15 protein-coding genes are annotated in these 15,762 nt (G+C 66.0%); 3 read left to right on the top strand and 12 right to left on the bottom strand.

Going from position 1 to position 15,762, the window contains the following annotated elements; all coding sequences use genetic code 11:
• Positions 1-108: 108 nt before the first annotated feature.
• Genes QMA10_RS06805 through truB form a run of 3 tightly spaced genes read right to left on the bottom strand, consistent with a single transcriptional unit; the run spans position 109 to position 1,877 of the window.
• A complete protein-coding gene (locus tag QMA10_RS06805) occupies positions 109-564 on the bottom strand; it encodes a hypothetical protein (protein ID WP_290167069.1) in 456 nt (151 codons plus the stop codon).
• Positions 561-935, bottom strand: coding sequence for a hypothetical protein (locus QMA10_RS06800; RefSeq protein WP_290167068.1), 375 nt, complete (start codon positions 933-935; stop codon positions 561-563). Before QMA10_RS06800 ends, QMA10_RS06805 begins: the two co-directional genes overlap by 4 nt.
• Positions 936-1,877, bottom strand: coding sequence for a tRNA pseudouridine(55) synthase TruB (gene truB, locus QMA10_RS06795; RefSeq protein ID WP_290167067.1), 942 nt, complete (start codon positions 1,875-1,877; stop codon positions 936-938).
• Between the two features lie 97 nt (positions 1,878-1,974).
• Between truB and QMA10_RS06790 the strand changes: the two genes are divergently transcribed.
• Positions 1,975-3,153, top strand: coding sequence for a pyridoxal phosphate-dependent aminotransferase (locus tag QMA10_RS06790; RefSeq protein ID WP_290167066.1), 1,179 nt, complete (start codon positions 1,975-1,977; stop codon positions 3,151-3,153).
• 130 nt (positions 3,154-3,283) lie between these two features.
• Here the strand turns inward: QMA10_RS06790 and rbfA are convergent, their stop codons facing one another.
• From rbfA to rimP, 5 genes are all read right to left on the bottom strand, one after another.
• Positions 3,284-3,757: a 30S ribosome-binding factor RbfA gene (gene rbfA, locus QMA10_RS06785; protein ID WP_290167065.1), complete on the bottom strand. Its 474-nt coding sequence runs from the start codon at positions 3,755-3,757 to the stop codon at positions 3,284-3,286.
• Between the two features lie 199 nt (positions 3,758-3,956).
• Positions 3,957-6,896 (bottom strand): translation initiation factor IF-2, encoded by a 2,940-nt coding sequence (gene infB / locus QMA10_RS06780; RefSeq protein ID WP_290167064.1) that lies wholly within the window; start codon positions 6,894-6,896, stop codon positions 3,957-3,959.
• 132 nt (positions 6,897-7,028) lie between these two features.
• Positions 7,029-7,406 (bottom strand): YlxR family protein, encoded by a 378-nt coding sequence (locus QMA10_RS06775; RefSeq protein ID WP_290167101.1) that lies wholly within the window; start codon positions 7,404-7,406, stop codon positions 7,029-7,031.
• Between the two features lie 50 nt (positions 7,407-7,456).
• Positions 7,457-8,428: a transcription termination factor NusA gene (nusA, locus tag QMA10_RS06770; protein ID WP_104055377.1), complete on the bottom strand. Its 972-nt coding sequence runs from the start codon at positions 8,426-8,428 to the stop codon at positions 7,457-7,459.
• Entirely contained in the window at positions 8,429-9,058 is a 630-nt protein-coding gene (gene rimP, locus QMA10_RS06765) for a ribosome maturation factor RimP (protein WP_356834048.1), read from the bottom strand.
• Between the two features lie 88 nt (positions 9,059-9,146).
• On the opposite strand from rimP, the gene QMA10_RS06760 reads away from it, so the two are divergent.
• Positions 9,147-10,322: a DUF4439 domain-containing protein gene (locus tag QMA10_RS06760; protein WP_290167063.1), complete on the top strand. Its 1,176-nt coding sequence runs from the start codon at positions 9,147-9,149 to the stop codon at positions 10,320-10,322.
• Between the two features lie 68 nt (positions 10,323-10,390).
• Positions 10,391-11,341, top strand: a complete 951-nt coding sequence (locus tag QMA10_RS06755; protein ID WP_290167062.1) for an aminoglycoside phosphotransferase family protein — start codon at positions 10,391-10,393, stop codon at positions 11,339-11,341.
• 7 nt (positions 11,342-11,348) lie between these two features.
• Here the strand turns inward: QMA10_RS06755 and QMA10_RS06750 are convergent, their stop codons facing one another.
• The 4 genes from QMA10_RS06750 to QMA10_RS06735 all read right to left on the bottom strand — a co-directional run bounded on the left by QMA10_RS06750 (position 11,349) and on the right by QMA10_RS06735 (position 15,668).
• Complete coding sequence (locus QMA10_RS06750) at positions 11,349-12,146, bottom strand: TSUP family transporter (RefSeq protein ID WP_290167061.1); 798 nt, start codon at positions 12,144-12,146, stop codon at positions 11,349-11,351.
• Between the two features lie 9 nt (positions 12,147-12,155).
• Positions 12,156-13,955 (bottom strand): proline--tRNA ligase, encoded by a 1,800-nt coding sequence (locus tag QMA10_RS06745; RefSeq protein WP_290167060.1) that lies wholly within the window; start codon positions 13,953-13,955, stop codon positions 12,156-12,158.
• 145 nt (positions 13,956-14,100) lie between these two features.
• Positions 14,101-14,844 (bottom strand): hypothetical protein, encoded by a 744-nt coding sequence (locus QMA10_RS06740; RefSeq protein WP_290167059.1) that lies wholly within the window; start codon positions 14,842-14,844, stop codon positions 14,101-14,103.
• A 98-nt stretch (positions 14,845-14,942) separates the two neighbouring features.
• Positions 14,943-15,668 carry a hypothetical protein gene (locus QMA10_RS06735; RefSeq protein ID WP_290167058.1) on the bottom strand — a complete coding sequence of 242 codons (726 nt, stop codon included), beginning with the start codon at positions 15,666-15,668 and terminating at the stop codon, positions 14,943-14,945.
• Positions 15,669-15,762: the final 94 nt, after the last annotated feature.

Raw genomic sequence — 15,762 nt, 5'->3', positions numbered from 1 at the left:
CCCCCTGAAGGAATGGAAAAGGTGAAAGGACGCATTCTTCTGCCATCGTCTCACGCATCACACCGCACCGGCGCGCCCCCGCGCCTGCGGGTTTCAACGGGTTCAGGCTCAGGGGCGCGCAGCGGCATCGGCGCGGTGGCGGTAGAGCCACCACAGGCCCAGCACGGGAAGGATCAGCGGAACGTAGCCGTACCCGGCACCGAAACCGGACCAGACCGTATCGTCGGGCAGCGCAGCCGGATCCACGAGGCCAAAGATGCCCACTGCCAGCACGCCAATCATTTCAATGCCCACGGCAGCCACTGACACCTTGTAGGAACCGGAACCCGATTTCGCCAGCCCCACCATTGCAACGATGTAGACAACGGCAGCGAAGGCGGACAGCAGATATGCCACCGGGGCCTCGTCAAATTTCGTGGCAATCTGGAATACCGCGCGTGCGGTGGAGGACAGCGCAAAGACGGCGTAAACGGCGACCAGCAGGCGCCCCGGCCCCGCGTTGCGGGCTGATCCGGCTGCCGCAGGCTCGGGTGAGGCCCCGGGGCGGGATTTGTTCAGATTCATGCGGGTACTGCTCCGTCCCAGATCTGTTCCATCCGGAACAGCATGACAAATACGGTGATGCCCACGGCACCAAGAACCAGGTTGGACCAGCGGCTGCGGTCCATGAGTGACCACCAGACGGCACCCACGGGAATGAGGAGGGCAGTAAAGAGGTAGCCCCAGAATTCCCAGACCTCTCCGGCGACTCCTTCCCCGCCCACCTGGCGGATGACGGCAGCGACGCCGTAAACCAGCAGGAACAGCTCCACCGCGGCGGCGGAAAGAATGGTGAGGTCATTGGGTCCGTGCTTGAGGATGGCTGCACCTATGCACAGCACCACGGATACCAGGCACACAACGGTGCCCACAATGAACAGCGGATCGACAACCACTTACGCTGCCTCGCTTCCGGGCGCGAAGACCAGCAGGGCCTTGGCGTAGGCGGCGGGGAATTCGGCGCCTGCCTGGCCCCTGTTTTCGAGCAGGCCCACGAGGGTGCCGGACGGCGCGAAGGCCGCCACCGGGGTGCGGGCATCAGTGCCTGCGATGTCAGTCGGCGGGATCCGGCGTCCGTGGGACAGGTCAAGGGCCTCTTCGGCACTCAGCTCGCGGACCGGGAACAGTGCCCGCGCGGCGTCGTCGAGCTCCAGCAGCTGGAGGTCATTGGCCAGCTGCTCCAGCGTGGCCGCCTGCGCCAGGCTGTACGGACCCACACAGGTACGGCGCAGGGCAGTCAGATGCCCGCCCACGCCCAGGGCGGCGCCCAGGTCCCGTGCCAGTGCCCGGATATAGGTTCCGGAGGAGCAGTCAACAGTGACGTCAACATCGCGCAGCTTGCCGCCGGCTTCGCGGCGGATGGCATGGACCTCGAAGCGGGACACGGTGACCGGGCGGGCAGGCAGGTTAACCTCACCGCCGGCACGTACCTTGGCGTAGGACCGTTCGCCGTTGACCTTGATGGCGCTGACGCTGCTGGGCACCTGCATAATGTCGCCGGTCAGATCCGCGACGGCAGCCATGATCTCTTCATCGGTGACCGCAGCGGCGATGGTTTCCGCAGTGATCTCACCCTCGGCGTCGTCCGTCACGGTGGACTGGCCGAGCCGGATGGTTGCTTCATACGTCTTGGAGGTGCCCACAATATAAGTCAGCAGCCGGGTGGCCTTATTGATGCCGACCACCAGCACACCGGTGGCCATCGGGTCCAGCGTCCCCGCATGCCCCACCTTTCGGGTACCCGCCAGTTTCCGCAGGCGGCCAACCACATCGTGGCTGGTCCATCCCTGCGGCTTGTCCACAATAATCAGCCCTGAACGGACCTGCCCTGAATTCACGCCTTTCAGTATATGCGGCCTTGGCCGGCGGTTCCTGACCGGGCTCCTCCGTCCGGAAGTTACTCCCCGGAGGTTCCGGGAAGGATACGATGCGGGTATGCCAGAGCTCTCACCCCATGTCCGCACCGCTCCCGCCAATCAGATCCGTGAGATTACGCAGGCGGCCTGGGCCCGGCCAAACTCGATTGTGCTCAGCATCGGCGAGCCGGGATTCCCCACTCCCCCGCACATCCTGGAAGCTGCGGAGGCCACGCTGAAGCGTGATGAGACCGGTTACACGCCCAACGCCGGCATCATGCCGCTGCGGGCGGCTTTTGCCGAGCAGGCGGGACGGCACAGCGGCGTGGAGGTGGCACCCGGCAGGGCATTCGTAACGGCGGGCGCACAGCAGGGCCTGCATCTGGCCATGAGCATGCTCCTGGACGCCGGGGACGAGATTCTCATCCCCAACCCCGGCTACCCGACCTTTGCGATGACGGCCGGGCTCCTGCACGCCGCTGCGGTGGAGTATCCGCTGTACCCCGAGCATGACTTCCAGCCGCGGATAGCCGACATTGAGGCACTGATTAGCCCCCGCACCCGGGTGCTGCTGCTGAATTCGCCGTCAAATCCGCTGGGTGCCGTGTTCAGCGAAGACCTGGTGGCCGAACTGGTGCAGCTGGCCCGGCGCCGGGACCTGTGGATCATCTCCGACGAGTGCTACGAGGCGTTTACCTACGACGTGCCGCATGTCAGCCCGCTGAAATTCGACGGCGGAGGGGCGGGTTCCGGTGCAGCGGCCGGCGGTGAACGCGTCATTGCGTCCGTGACGCTGTCCAAGACCTACGGGCTGACCGGGCTGAGGATCGGCGCCCTGATCACACCGGCCGGCCTGGAGAAGCAGATGAGTACGGTGATGGAGTCGATCGTGTCCTGCGTGGCGTCGCCGTCGCAGTACGCCGCCCTTGCCGCACTCACGGGACCGCAGGACTATGTCGCGGAGGCAGCGGCGCATTACCGGGCCAACCGTGACGCCGCCGCATCAGTGCTGGACGGCAAGGGAATTCCCTACCTCAAGGCACAGGGGGCGTTCTACCTCTGGGCGGATGTCTCCCATGCCACCGGCGGCGATGTGCGGACCTGGACGCAGAAGTTCCTCGCGGAGCAGGGCGTTGCCGTGGCACCGGGCACAGCGTTCGGTTCCATTGGTGAGGGCTGGATCCGGGTTGCCCTGTGCGGTGACAGCGGAGAGCTGGTCACCGGACTCGAGCGCCTGCCGGCCCGCACTCCGGATTAGGCCCTGCCCAACCGGATTGACCCGGCTCCCCCGCTGCCGGCTCCCCGGCCGGGAGCCGGATGACCGCTGGAACAGGGAAGAGGGCGGCTCCCCGAAGGGGAACCGCCCTCAACACATCACTGCAGACACACTATTTGGCGTCGGAACCGGCCGCAGGAGTTTCCTCGTCTTCGTCCTCGTCAAAGTCCTCGTCCTTGCGGTACGGATCAGCGTCACCGGCATAGGTGGCGCCTTTCTTGAGGGCTTCAAGCTCTGCATCGCGTGCCTTGGCGGCACGGATCAGTTCTTCGAGGTGGCTGGCGTTCACGGGGATTTCGTCCGGGACGAATTCCAGCGTGGGCGTCAGCCGCACCGTGATGTTCTTACCAACCTCGGCGCGCAGGATTCCGCGGGCGGACTCCAGTGCAGCCTTGGTGTCGGCCTGCTGCGCCTCGTCACCGAAGACGGTGTAATACAACGTTGCGTGCTGCAGGTCATTGGTGACGCGGGCGTCGGTGAGGGTCACAAACCCCAGCCGGGGATCCTTGATCCGCCGTTCCAGCGCCTGGGCAACCACAACCTTGATTCGGTCAGCGAGCTTTGCAGCGCGTGCTGGATCTGCCATTACCTCTCCTTAACTCAGTTTTTGGGAATCGCACACAACGACGGCGCAAGGCCGTTCCATCGTGTACGTCAGGCGTCGGTTAGGCGCAGGAAAGCTGCGGGCCGGACCGACAGGCCTCAGCGGACGGGCCGGCACCGTGGTGCCGGCCCGTCCGCCGGGGCGGAGCCGCCGGAATGCCGGGGGCCCCGCCGGGTGACTGCTAGACGCGCGGCTTCTCCCGCATTTCGAAGGTTTCGATGATGTCGCCTTCCTTGACGTCGTTGAACGAACCGAGGCCAATACCACACTCGAAGTCCGTGCGGACCTCGGTGGCGTCGTCCTTGAACCGCTTGAGCGAGTCGACGGTGAGGTTGTCACCGATAACCTTGCCGTCGCGGGTGACGCGTGCCTTGGCGTTGCGCCGGATAACACCGGAGCGGACGATCGAGCCGGCAATGTTTCCGAACTTGGAGGAACGGAAGACTTCGCGGACCTCGGCGGTGCCGAGCTGAACTTCCTCGTACTCCGGCTTGAGCATGCCCTTGAGTGCAAGCTCAATGTCATCGATTGCTGCGTAGATGACGGAGTAGAAGCGCATGTCCACGCCTTCACGCTCGGCCAGGTCGGCAACGCGCTCGGCCGGCTTGACGTTGAAGCCAATGATGACGGCGTTGTCCACCGTCGCCAGGTTGACGTCATTCTGCGTGATGGCACCGACGCCGCGGTGGATGACGCGCAGCTGCACGCCTTCGCCAACGTCGATCTTGAGCAGCGAATCTTCCAGGGCTTCCACGGCACCGGAAACGTCACCCTTGAGGATGAGGTTAAGGGTGTCGACCTTGCCGTCAGCGACAGCCTGATCGAAGTCCTCGAGGCTGATGCGCTTGCGGCGCTTGGCCAGTGCAGCGTTGCGGTCCGCAGCTTCACGCTTTTCAGCGATCTGGCGGGCAGTGCGCTCGTCGTCGGTCACGAAGAACGTGTCACCGGCGCGGGGAACGTTGGACAGACCCAGCACCTGCACCGGACGGGAAGGTCCGGCTTCGGTGACGTTGACGCCGTTCTCGTCGAACATGGCGCGGACGCGGCCATGGGCCGTGCCGGCAACGATCGTATCGCCGACCTTCAGCGTTCCGGACTGGACCAGGACGGTGGCAACTGCACCGCGGCCCTTGTCCAGGTTCGCTTCGATCGCAATACCGCGGGCGTCCTTGTTCGGGTTGGCTCGCATGTCCAGGGCAGCGTCTGCGGTGAGCAGCACGGCCTCGAGCAGGGCGTCGATGTTGAGGTTCTGGCGTGCAGAGACCTCCACGAACATGGTGTCGCCACCGTATTCTTCGGGAACCAGTCCGTATTCGGTCAGCTGGCCGCGGACCTTCTCCGGGTTGGCGCCTTCCTTGTCGATCTTGTTCACTGCGACCACAATCGGCACATCTGCTGCCTGGGCGTGGTTCAGTGCTTCAATCGTCTGCGGCATTACGCCGTCGTCGGCTGCAACAACCAGGACGGCGATGTCGGTGACCTTGGCACCTCGTGCACGCATGGCAGTGAATGCCTCGTGACCCGGGGTGTCAATGAAGGTGATCGGACGCGTGGTGCCTTCGTGATCAAACTGGATCTGGTAAGCACCGATGTGCTGGGTGATGCCGCCGGCTTCACCTTCAACCACCTTGGTGTTGCGGATGGCATCCAGCAGGCGGGTCTTACCGTGGTCAACGTGACCCATGATGGTGACTACCGGAGGACGTGCCTCCAGCTGGTCGTCGCCCTCGGCTTCAAGCTCGGCATCGAAGTCGATGTCGAACGTGCTCAGCAGTTCGCGCTCTTCGTCTTCCGGCGAGACAACCTGGATCTTGTAGCCCAGTTCCGAACCGAGGACACCGAAGGTCTCCTCGTCCAGTGACTGCGTGGCCGTTGCCATTTCACCGAGGTGGAACAGTACGGTCACGAGTGCTGCCGGGTTGGCCTCGATCTTGTCGGCGAAGTCCGTGATGGACGCGCCGCGGCGCAGACGGACAACAGTGTTGCCGTCGCCGCGGGGTACTGAAACGCCGCCCAGCGACGGAGCTGACATCTGCTCCAGTTCCTGCCGCTTTGCCCGCTTCGACTTGCGCTGCTTGCCGCGTCCTGCGCCGCCCTTGCCGAAAGCACCGGCTGTGCCGCCGCGTCCGCGGCCACCCTTGCCGAAGCCGCCGCCAACGGGTGCGCCGCCGCCTGCACCGGGAGCTCCGCCCGGAGCGCCGCCCGGTCCGCGACGGGGACCGCCGCCTGCACCGCCGCGTGCCGGGGCTGCCGGACGCTCGGTGCGGTTGGGCATCATGCCCGGAGTCGGGCGGGGACCGCCGGGACCTGCCGGACGTGCCGATGCCGGACGCGGGGCGCCCGGACGGGGTGCACCCGGACGCGGTGCGCCCGGACGGGGACCACCGGAACCGGCTGCGGGACGGGGGCCGCCTGCGCCTGCTGCTGCCGGACGCTCGGTGTTCTCGTCACGGCGTCCCGGACGGGGCATGCCCTGGGACGGAGCAAACGGGTTGTTGCCCGGGCGCGGTGCGCCCGTTCCCCGCTCGTTCTCGCCGCGGCCACGGGGGCGCGGCATGCCCTGGGAGGTAGCAAACGGGTTGTTGCCCGGCCGTGCTGCCGGACGCGGAGCGCCCGGACGGGGCGCGTTGCTGCGTCCGCCGTCGGTGGAAGCTGCAGGCTTCTCAGCCTCCGGAGCCTTGGGGCCCGGACGTGCACCGGGCTTGGCGCCCGGCGACGGTGCGGCAGCAGTGTCCGCGGCCGGAGCTGATGCTGCCGGGGCAGCCGGTGCCGGCGCTGCTGCTTCGGCAGGAGCCGGAGCAGAGGGGGCCGGAGCAGCGGGAGCCGGAGCTGCCGGTGCGGCTGCCGCAGGCGCAGAAGGAGCCGGGGCAGGTGCGGCCGGTGCCGGAGCAGCGGGCGCTGCCGACGGGCGGGGGCCGGGTGTTCCGGCCTTCTCGGCCGGCTTGGATTCGGGCTTTGATGCGGACGCCGGGAAGGCGCCGCGAAGCTTCTTGACTACGGGTGCCTCAATTGTTGATGAGGCGGAACGGACGAATTCGCCCAGTTCCTGCAGTTTTGCAACTGCGTCCTTCGAGGTGATGCCGAGCTCTTTGGCGAGCTCGTGTACGCGGACCTTGGCCACATTTCTCCTGTCTCGGTCCGCACCGAGCCAGGTACGAACCGTCTATTTCCTGCGGGCTTCCACTGCAGGTGCAGCAAAGCCCATCACAGAGCACAACAAAGCACTCATCGCTGGGTACTCATCGGGTTTCCATCAGATTTCTGACCCGCTTTCAGGTTGGACGGTTTCGAGTCCGCTCCCGGTCGGAGCGTCCTCAAGAGCCTTGAACCAAGCTTCCGCGTCCGCCGTGTCCACCGAACCCCGAAAGGCCCGGTTGAAGGCGTGTCGCCGAAGCGCTGCTGCAAAGCATGCTGTCCCGCGGTGCACCCAGGCCCCGCGGCCAGACATACGACGGCGTTCGTCAACCCGGACGGCAATCCTGCCTTCCGCGCCAACTGCTGCCAACCGCATCAGTACGGCCTGGTCATCCGTTTTCCTGCACCCTATGCATGTCCTTATCGGGACGTGCGCTGCAGCGCCTGAGGCTGCAGGGGACAAAAAGAAAGCGGAGGGTGACCCGGCCTCGTCCATTCTAACGCGTTTCTCTCCCTGTGCCGCATCCACGCGCAAGAGCCTCGTGCTTAGGCGCTCTTGGCGTCGGAAACGATGTCAATTCGCCAGCCGGTCAGCTTTGCCGCCAGCCGGGCGTTCTGCCCTTCCTTGCCGATGGCCAGCGAAAGCTGGTAATCGGGAACAACCACCCGTGCCGAACGTGTATCTTCGTCGGTGATGGTGACGGAGTTCACGCGCGACGGCGAGAGGGAGTTGGCAATGAAGGTCGCCGGGTCTTCGTCGAAGTCCACAATGTCGATCTTCTCGTCATGCAGTTCAGTCATGACCGCACGGACGCGCGACCCCATCTCGCCGATGCAGGCACCTTTGGCGTTGATGCCGGGGACGTGGCCCTTTACGGCGATCTTGGTCCGGTGGCCTGCTTCGCGGGCCAGGGCAACAATCTCGACGCTGCCGTCGGCAATCTCGGGAACCTCCAGCTCAAAGAGCTTGCGTACCAGGCCCGGATGGGAGCGGGACAGCGTAATGGACGGACCCTTGAAGCCGCGGCGCACATCAACCACGAAGGCACGCAGCCGGGATCCGTGGGTGTACTTCTCGCCCGGGACCTGCTCCGTGGGAGGCAGCAGCGCCTCAACGGAACCCAGGTTGACCTGGATCATGTGCGGGTTGTTGCCCTGCTGGATCTGGCCGGAGACGATTTCCCCTTCACGGCCCTTGAACTCACCCACAATGGCGTCATCTTCGACGTCGCGCAGCCGCTGCAGGATGATCTGGCGCGCGGTGCTTGCAGCAATGCGGCCGAACCCGGTGGGCGTGTCATCGAACTCACCCACGGCCTCGCCGTCGTCGTCCAGCTCCGTGGCCCAAATGGTGACGTGCCCGTTCTTGCGGTCCAGCTCTGCGCGGGCCTTGTCCTGCGCCCCGGCCGTCTTGTGGTAAGCCACCAAAAGCGCCTGCTCGATGGTCGGAATCAGCAGATCCAGGGGGATCTCCCGTTCGCGTTCCAGCAGCCTCAGCGCACTCATATCAATATCCATTTAGGCCTCCTCAGCTGTGGTTTCTTCATCACTGTCGGCGTCGCCGTCCAGCGGTACGTCGTCTATGTGCGCAAATTCGACCTCAACACGTCCTTTGCGGATGCTGCCGAACGGCAGCGTGGTCTGCGCACCCTGCTTGGGCTTCATGCCCTTCTTGACCGGCAGTTCCGGGATCAGCGTGATTCCGCTGTCCTCAACCGATACCAGGCGGCCCATCACGTCGTCGCCGTCCACAATGTTCACGCTGACCATCCGCCCGACGTTGCGGCGCCAGTGGCGCGGCTCGGTCAGGGGACGGGACACACCGGGAGAGGAAACCTCCAGGTGATAGGGGCGTCCGTCATCGTTGGGGTCCGCATCCATGGCTTCGGAGACTGCGTGTGCCACGTCGGATATCCGGTCCAGGCTCACGCCGCCGGCCTCTCCCTCGGGCAGGTCCACAATAACGTGCACCGTGCGGGAGGCACCGGCCATTTTGATCTCGATGTCCTCGAGGAAAAGCTGCTGCTGTTCAACCGTGGGGGCGAGGTAGTTCTTGAGACGCTGGGTTTCAGCGGTAATTTCTGCGTGCATGGCCTTCTTGCGGTAATCCGATGACGTGTCTTTTTTGGGGCTGGGCCGAACCGCCATAGGTGCCTCCCACTAGATGATGTTGTACGTACTAGCGTACCGACTTTCCAGAGTCCCCACGGCATCGCAGCAGACGGGGGCCTGTTTCATGGCATCATCAGAGGTTGTGAACAAGTCCCCGTCCCGCGCAGCGCCCGCGGCCGGCCGCGCCGGACGGGCGGCGGCGGTCCTGGGCAGCGTGAGGCGCACCACTGTGCTGCTGGTCCTGGCAGCCGTGGTCCTCAGTTTCAACATGGTCGCCGGAAACAGAACCGCCGAGGACCGTCCCGCGAGTTTTTCCGAGATTGCGCAGGCCGACGCGCGGGCCGCGGCAGCGTACCTGGCACGGCAGGCGCGTGAGTTATCCGTTTCCCCGGCCCAAGACTCCCCCGGCACCGTGCCGGCCCGCGGGGAGGCTGAGCCCCGCATTGACGAGTTCAGTGCCCAGGCCGAGGTCCTTGCCGAGCAGTCGGTCCTCCTGGCCCGCGCCGGCAGTCTCCGGAGCGGCAGCGTGCCCGCCGGGGTTTCGGCGGCAGGATCGGCATCCGGTGCGGACACTGCCCCCGCCGCCGCATATGTGCAGGCACTGGCGGCGTCTGCCCGAAGCAGCCTGGATGCGGCAATCCGGGCCGATGCCGGCACCGCCCGGCTGCTGGCTTCCACCGGCGCCGCACAGCAGGTCCTGGCCCTTCGTGCCGCCGGGGCCGCGGGGCTTGATGTCCCCGCAGCATGGGACCCCCCCGGGGTGGCCGGCACAACCGGCAAATGCCCGGACACAACGGCAGGCTCCGGTGCCGCCCCGCCGCGGGCGCATGAATCCCCGGAAGCCGCGGCAGCGGACCGTCCCGATGCCGCCGGCGCCCTTCAGGGTGCCGTTGATGCGGAATACGGCGCGGCGTACGCCTACGAGGTCGCCATGGCCCGCACGTCCGCAGATTCCCGTGCCGTCCTGGCCGCCGAGCGCGAAGCCCATCTGGCTGCCGGTGAGGAGGGCGTGGAGCTGCTGCCTGAACTCTGCCTGCCGGCGCTGGCCCCTGCGCCCGCATACTCCCTGCCGGCGTCGTTCCGCGGTGATCCCGCCGGGGCACTGGCGGATCTGGAGGCGTCGCTGCCCGCCGTGTATGCGGATCTGGCCGCCCTGGGAACGGGCAGCGTCCGGGTATGGGCCATTGACCGGCTGACGGAGCTGAGCACGGCTCTTTACCGGGACGGAACCCCTGCGCCGGTGCTGCCCGGGGTGGATGCCGGAACTGGAGGGCTGCCGGCGGCAGTCGGCACCCCTTAGCCTGTAGTCATGCCCCATAGCTCGCTCTGCCTGTCCCGCTCCCCTGCCCGTGCTGCCTGCAGGAAGCCGTGACGGCGCCTGTCCCCGTGCCTGCGGCCCTGCAGCGGCAGTACGGCGTCTCCCGGGGCGGCCGCCAGTGGCTCGCAGGCCTTCCGCAGGCGGTTTCCGAGGCCATGGAGCGCTGGGATCTCACCCCGGACCTGGCCCCGGGAACCGAACCGTGGCACGGCCACGGAGCGCTGGTGCTCCCGGTATCCTCTCCCCGCGGTCCCGCTGTCCTGAAAGCCGCCTATCCACACCCGGAAGCGCTGACCGAGCCGGCAGCCCTGGGTCTATGGTCCGGACACGGAGCGGTCCGGCTGCACGCCAGCCATTCCGGCAGCGGTACGCTCCTGCTGGAAAGACTGGACCACCGGCGAAGCCTGGCCGGAACGGATATGGACACAGCCGTGGAGGTCTGGGGCAAGCTCGTCCGGATGCTCTCCCTGCCGGCAGGGCACTCCCCCGATTGGGCCGGCGTCCCCTCCCTGGCCGAACGCGTGGAGCAGCTGTCAGACGAGCTGCCAGCTGACTGGGAGGATCTGGGCCGGCCGTTTGACCGGGCCCTGCTGGAAGCCGCCCTGGAGGTCTCCCAAACCCGCGGCGCGGTGGGCAGGCGCAGCAGCAATGACGTGCTGATACATACCGACCTGCACTTTGGGAACATCCTGTACCGTGACGGCAGCGCCGGCGGCGAAGAGGGTTTTGTTGCCATCGATCCGCAGGCCATGGTCGGCGAGCCGGAGTTTGCTGCGGCCCCCATGCTCTGGAACCGCTTGGAGGAGCTGGACGGTGACCGGCCCCGGACGGCGCTGCGGCGAAGGCTGGCAGGGCTGTGCAGCGCTGCGGAACTGGACTATGAAGCTGCCCGGCAGTGGAGCGTGCTCCGGGAGGTGGAGAACGCCCTGGATTACACCCGGACCGGACAGCGGGACAGCGCCCAACGTTCGGTGTGGGTGGCTGCCTCACTCGCCGCGTGAGCGTGCCCTAACCGCGGATGTTCTCCACCCACACGTCGTAGCCGAGCTTGCAGATCAGCGCGCTGACCACCACCAGGAACACCACGCGGATGAACCTGCTGCCCTGTTTCACTGCCATTCGCGCGCCGATGTAGCCGCCGATCATGTTGGCAAAGCCCAGAACCAGGCCGATCCCCCACAGCAGCGCTCCGTTGGGCAGGAAGAACGCCAGCGCCCCAAGGTTGGTTGCCATGTTCACGATCTTGGCCTTGGCGCTGGCCGCCAGGAAGTTGTAGCCCAGGAAAGTCACCATCGCGATGATCAGGAAGGACCCTGTGCCCGGGCCGATCAGCCCGTCATAGAACCCGATCGCCAGGCCAATGCCGGCGGCAGTTCCGTAGTGCCGCCGCCCGGTGTGCCTGAGCTTGGTCAGCTCCCCCACCGTGGGCCGCAGGGCGGTGAAGACCGCCACTGCAATCAAGGCGATGACAATGATGGGTTTGAACACCGAGGACGGCAGTGAAACCGCCAGCGCTGCGCCGCCAAAACTGCCCACGAGCGCGACGCCGGCCATTGGCAGGGCTGTCTTCAGGTCCGGGTGGGCGCGGCGGTAATAGGTGACGGCGCTGGTGGTGGTACCGAAGATGGATCCCATCTTGTTCGTTGCCAGGGCCTGCACCGGGGTGATGCCCGGGATCAGCAGCAGGGCGGGGAGCTGCAGCAGCCCCCCGCCTCCCACTACCGCGTCAATCCAGCCTGCGGCGAGGCCCGCCGCCACCACCAGGAGGATGGTGGCGAACTGAATCTCCTCGAGACCGGAGACCACGCGGCGTCGTTACTGTGCAGCTGCACGGCGCACGTATTCCACCGCTTCAGCCACCGGAACGTTTTCGGCATTGCCGGTGGCACGGTCCTTGATTTCCACGACGCCGTCGGCCAGCCCGCGGCCCACCACCAGGATGGTGGGAACGCCGATCAGCTCGGCATCGCCGAACTTCACGCCCGGAGAGACCTTGGGGCGGTCGTCGTAGATGACCTCCAGGCCGGCGGCTTCCAGTGCTTCGGACAGCTCGGCAGCGGCGGTGAAGATTTCCTCGCCGCGGCCGGTGGCGACCACATGGACGTCGGCCGGAGCCACGGCGCGCGGCCAGATGATGCCCTTGTCATCATGGTTGGACTCGGCCAGTGCGGCAACGGCGCGGGTGACGCCCACACCGTAGGAGCCCATGGTCACGGTGACCAGCTTGCCGTTCTTGTCCAATACCTTCACGCCGAGCGCCTCAGCGTACTTGCGGCCCAGCTGGAAAATGTGACCCATCTCGATGCCGCGTGCGGCTTCCAGGGGACCGGATCCGTCCGGAGCCTCATCGCCTTCGCGGACTTCCACGGCCTCGATGACGCCGTCCCAGGTGAAGTCGCGGCCGGCCACCAGACCAATGACATGCTTGCCTGCAGCGTTGGCACCTGTGATCCAGGTGGTGCCGGAGACCACGCGCGGGTCCACCAGGTACAGCAGGCCGGTGGACGACTCGGTGCCCAGGACTGACTCTTCCAGGGACAGTCCCGGGCCGATGTAACCCTTGACCAGGCCCGGGTGCTTCCTGATGTCCTCGTCGGTGGCTGCTTCCACCTCCAGTTCACCGCCGATTTCCACGTGCGCACCAATGTTGGCTTCGATGCGCTTGAGGTCCACGGCGCGGTCACCGGGAACGCCGACGACGACGATCCGGCGTTCGCCGGTGGGCAGGGTAACGGCCAGGACCACGTTCTTCAGGGTGTCAGCGGCGGTCCACTCGCCGGATTCCCGGCCAAACCGCTCATTGGCCACGGCCACCAGCGTTTCAATGGTGGGCGTGTCCGGGGTATCAACAACCTGTGCGGCCGGAGCACCGGTGTAGTCGATCTCGTCCGGGACGACGCTGGTGACGGCTTCAACGTTGGCTGCGTAGCCGCCGGCGGAACGGACATAGGTGTCCTCGCCCACCGGTGTCGGGTGCAGGAACTCCTCGCTCTTGGAACCGCCCATGGCGCCCGAGACAGCGGACACCACCACGATGTCCAGGCCGAGGCGCTCGAAGATCCGGAGGTAGGCACCGCGGTGGGCCTGGTAGCTGGCCTCCAGGCCGTCGTCGTCGATGTCGAAGGAGTAGGAATCCTTCATGATGAATTCGCGGCCGCGCAGCAGGCCGGCACGCGGCCGGGCTTCGTCGCGGTACTTGTTCTGGATCTGGAACAGGGAGACCGGCAGGTCCTTGTAGGAGCTGTACAGGTCCTTGACCAGCAGCGCGAACATTTCCTCGTGCGTGGGGGCCAGCAGGTAGTCGTTGCCCTTGCGGTCCTGCAGGCGGAACAGGTTATCGCCGTACTCGGTCCAGCGGTTGGTGGCCTCGTAGGGCTCGCGCGGCAGCAGTGCCGGGAAGTGGACTTCCTGGGCGCCGATGGCAGCCATCTCCTCGCGGATGATGGTTTCGACCTTACTCAGGACGCGCAGGCCCAGCGGCAGCCAGGAGTAGATGCCGGGGGCGGCGCGGCGGATATAGCCGGCGCGCACCAGCAGGCGGTGGCTGGCAACCTCGGCGTCGGAGGGATCATCACGCAGGGTGCGCAGGAAAAGGGTGGAAAGTCGAAGGACCACGCTGGGTATCCGTTTCTGCAGCCGGTGGCTGCATTCATGCTGGGACAAAGAAGGAAATACTGCTCCCTTCTAATCTAGCGCCTGCTGCCGCCGCCTCCGGACAGGCGGACGACGGCGGCGGGGGCGGGGGCCCGGGCCGCAGCCCTTACTTCTCCAGCTCGGCGAGCACTTCGTTGATGATCGTCTCCGCCTGGGCTACGGCTTCCCCGGACTCCGCGGCACCCGACAGTCCGCCGGTCATGCTGACCTGCACATTGGTGGTGCCGGATACTGCGCTGACCTGAATAACGTCAGTTACCTGCTCGGCGGCGGTAACCGTGGTCCGGAATGCCTGGGTGGTTTCTCCGTCCGTGGACGCATCGACGGAGTCCACTTCAGCGCTGATGACCTGCCCGCCGGCTTCCATCCGGAACTGCGCGCACTCATCCAGCAGCCGGGCGTTCTCTTCCACCTGCTTGTCCATGATGGCTGCCTCCGGGTGGCTGGCAATGGTCAGGGTGTCTGTGTCACTGAGCATGATCATTGCCATGTTCGCGCTGTCCAGCGCGGCGCCAATGTCAGCGGAGGCCAGGACGTCGCACTGTTCCGGAGTGATCACCACGCCGGCCAGCTGATCAGGGGCACCTTCCAGCATGGGAGCCAGGTCCTGCTGGGTGATGACTTCACCCGACATGCCGCGGTCAGCCAGGACGGCAGCCAAGGCGGCTTCAAGCTCGGCCGGCGTGTACTGGTCCTGGCCCACGGCCAGTGTTGGCGTGGGGGTGGGTGCTGCGGTTGCCGACGGCAAGGATTCGGCTGCGGATCCGCTGCCCTCGTCTGAACCGCTGCAGCCGGAAAGTGCAAAAACGCCGGCTACAAGCAGTGCTCCGGCTTTCATGGATTTGTTCATGGTGATCCCCAATGTGTTCTGCTGACGGATGACACCCGCCAGCGCTGATGGTTCCGGCACCTTCTGGCTGCGAAGGCACCGGGAGGCTGAAGCGGTGCTTACTTCTGAAGCTCCGCGAGGACTGTGTCGATGAGCTCGGCGGCCTGGGCCGCTGCTTCCTCGGGGTCCGTTGCGTTGCTGTTGGTGACCACGATGCCGGTGGTGCCCGAGGCGGCGGAAACCTTCACTCCGCTCAGGGTGGTGCCCTCGGCAGTCAGCGTCAGGCTGAAGGCCTGCGTGGCAGGTGCCTCCGTGGAGACATCAAGGCGCTCAGTGGTGCCGGCGGCGGTGAATTCCTCGTCGCCCATCTCAAACTCGACACAATCGCCCAGCAGGTCCTCGTTGTCCCGCATCTGAGTGTCCGGGACAGTCGCATCCGGATGGCTGACCAGTGTGAGTTTCTGGTCGTCACCGAGCCTCAGGGACGCCATATGGGCCTGCTCCACGTCACCGAAGAAGGTTGCGAAGCCTGCGATTTCCTCACACTGAGCAGGGGTGATCGCGATGCCCTCAGGAAGGGACTGATCAGCCAGATACTGGCGGAAGGCCGCCTCGTCGGAAACAACGCCGGTTCCGCCCTCAGCTGCGTTTACTGCTTCGACAGCCGTCAGGAGTTCCGCTTCGGTGTACTGCTCCTGGCCGACGGCGAGGGCGGCAGCGGACGACGGCGATGCGGACGCTGCCTCCCCGTCCGAGGCGGAAGCCGTCTCGTCGGAACTGCCGCAGGCAGAAAGGGCCAGCATCCCTGCAAGCAGCAGGGTGCCGGCCTTTACGGTGTTTTTCATTTTTCCCCCAGTTTTTGCACCGTTGCCGGCCCGGCCGGCAACGGAACCTGATCGTCTGTGTACCTTCCAGGAAGTGCACTGATGATCCTAGGGT

This window comes from Arthrobacter sp. APC 3897, assembly GCF_030407495.1.
In the GTDB taxonomy this organism is placed as follows: Bacteria; Actinomycetota; Actinomycetes; order Actinomycetales; family Micrococcaceae; genus Arthrobacter_B.
This window is presented reverse-complemented; position numbering and strand designations above follow the sequence as displayed.

Bases quoted from the DNA above. Each gene is read 5' to 3' on its own strand.
- QMA10_RS06805 (WP_290167069.1), bottom strand. From the start codon at position 564: ATGAATCTGAACAAATCCCGCCCCGGGGCCTCACCCGAGCCTGCGGCA.
- QMA10_RS06790 (WP_290167066.1), top strand. From the start codon at position 1,975: ATGCCAGAGCTCTCACCCCATGTCCGCACCGCTCCCGCCAATCAGATC.
- rbfA (WP_290167065.1), bottom strand. From the start codon at position 3,757: ATGGCAGATCCAGCACGCGCTGCAAAGCTCGCTGACCGAATCAAGGTT.
- QMA10_RS06775 (WP_290167101.1), bottom strand. From the start codon at position 7,406: ATGGACGAGGCCGGGTCACCCTCCGCTTTCTTTTTGTCCCCTGCAGCC.
- nusA (WP_104055377.1), bottom strand. From the start codon at position 8,428: ATGGATATTGATATGAGTGCGCTGAGGCTGCTGGAACGCGAACGGGAG.
- rimP (WP_356834048.1), bottom strand. From the start codon at position 9,058: ATGGCGGTTCGGCCCAGCCCCAAAAAAGACACGTCATCGGATTACCGC.
- QMA10_RS06760 (WP_290167063.1), top strand. From the start codon at position 9,147: ATGGCATCATCAGAGGTTGTGAACAAGTCCCCGTCCCGCGCAGCGCCC.
- QMA10_RS06740 (WP_290167059.1), bottom strand. From the start codon at position 14,844: ATGAACAAATCCATGAAAGCCGGAGCACTGCTTGTAGCCGGCGTTTTT.
- QMA10_RS06735 (WP_290167058.1), bottom strand. From the start codon at position 15,668: ATGAAAAACACCGTAAAGGCCGGCACCCTGCTGCTTGCAGGGATGCTG.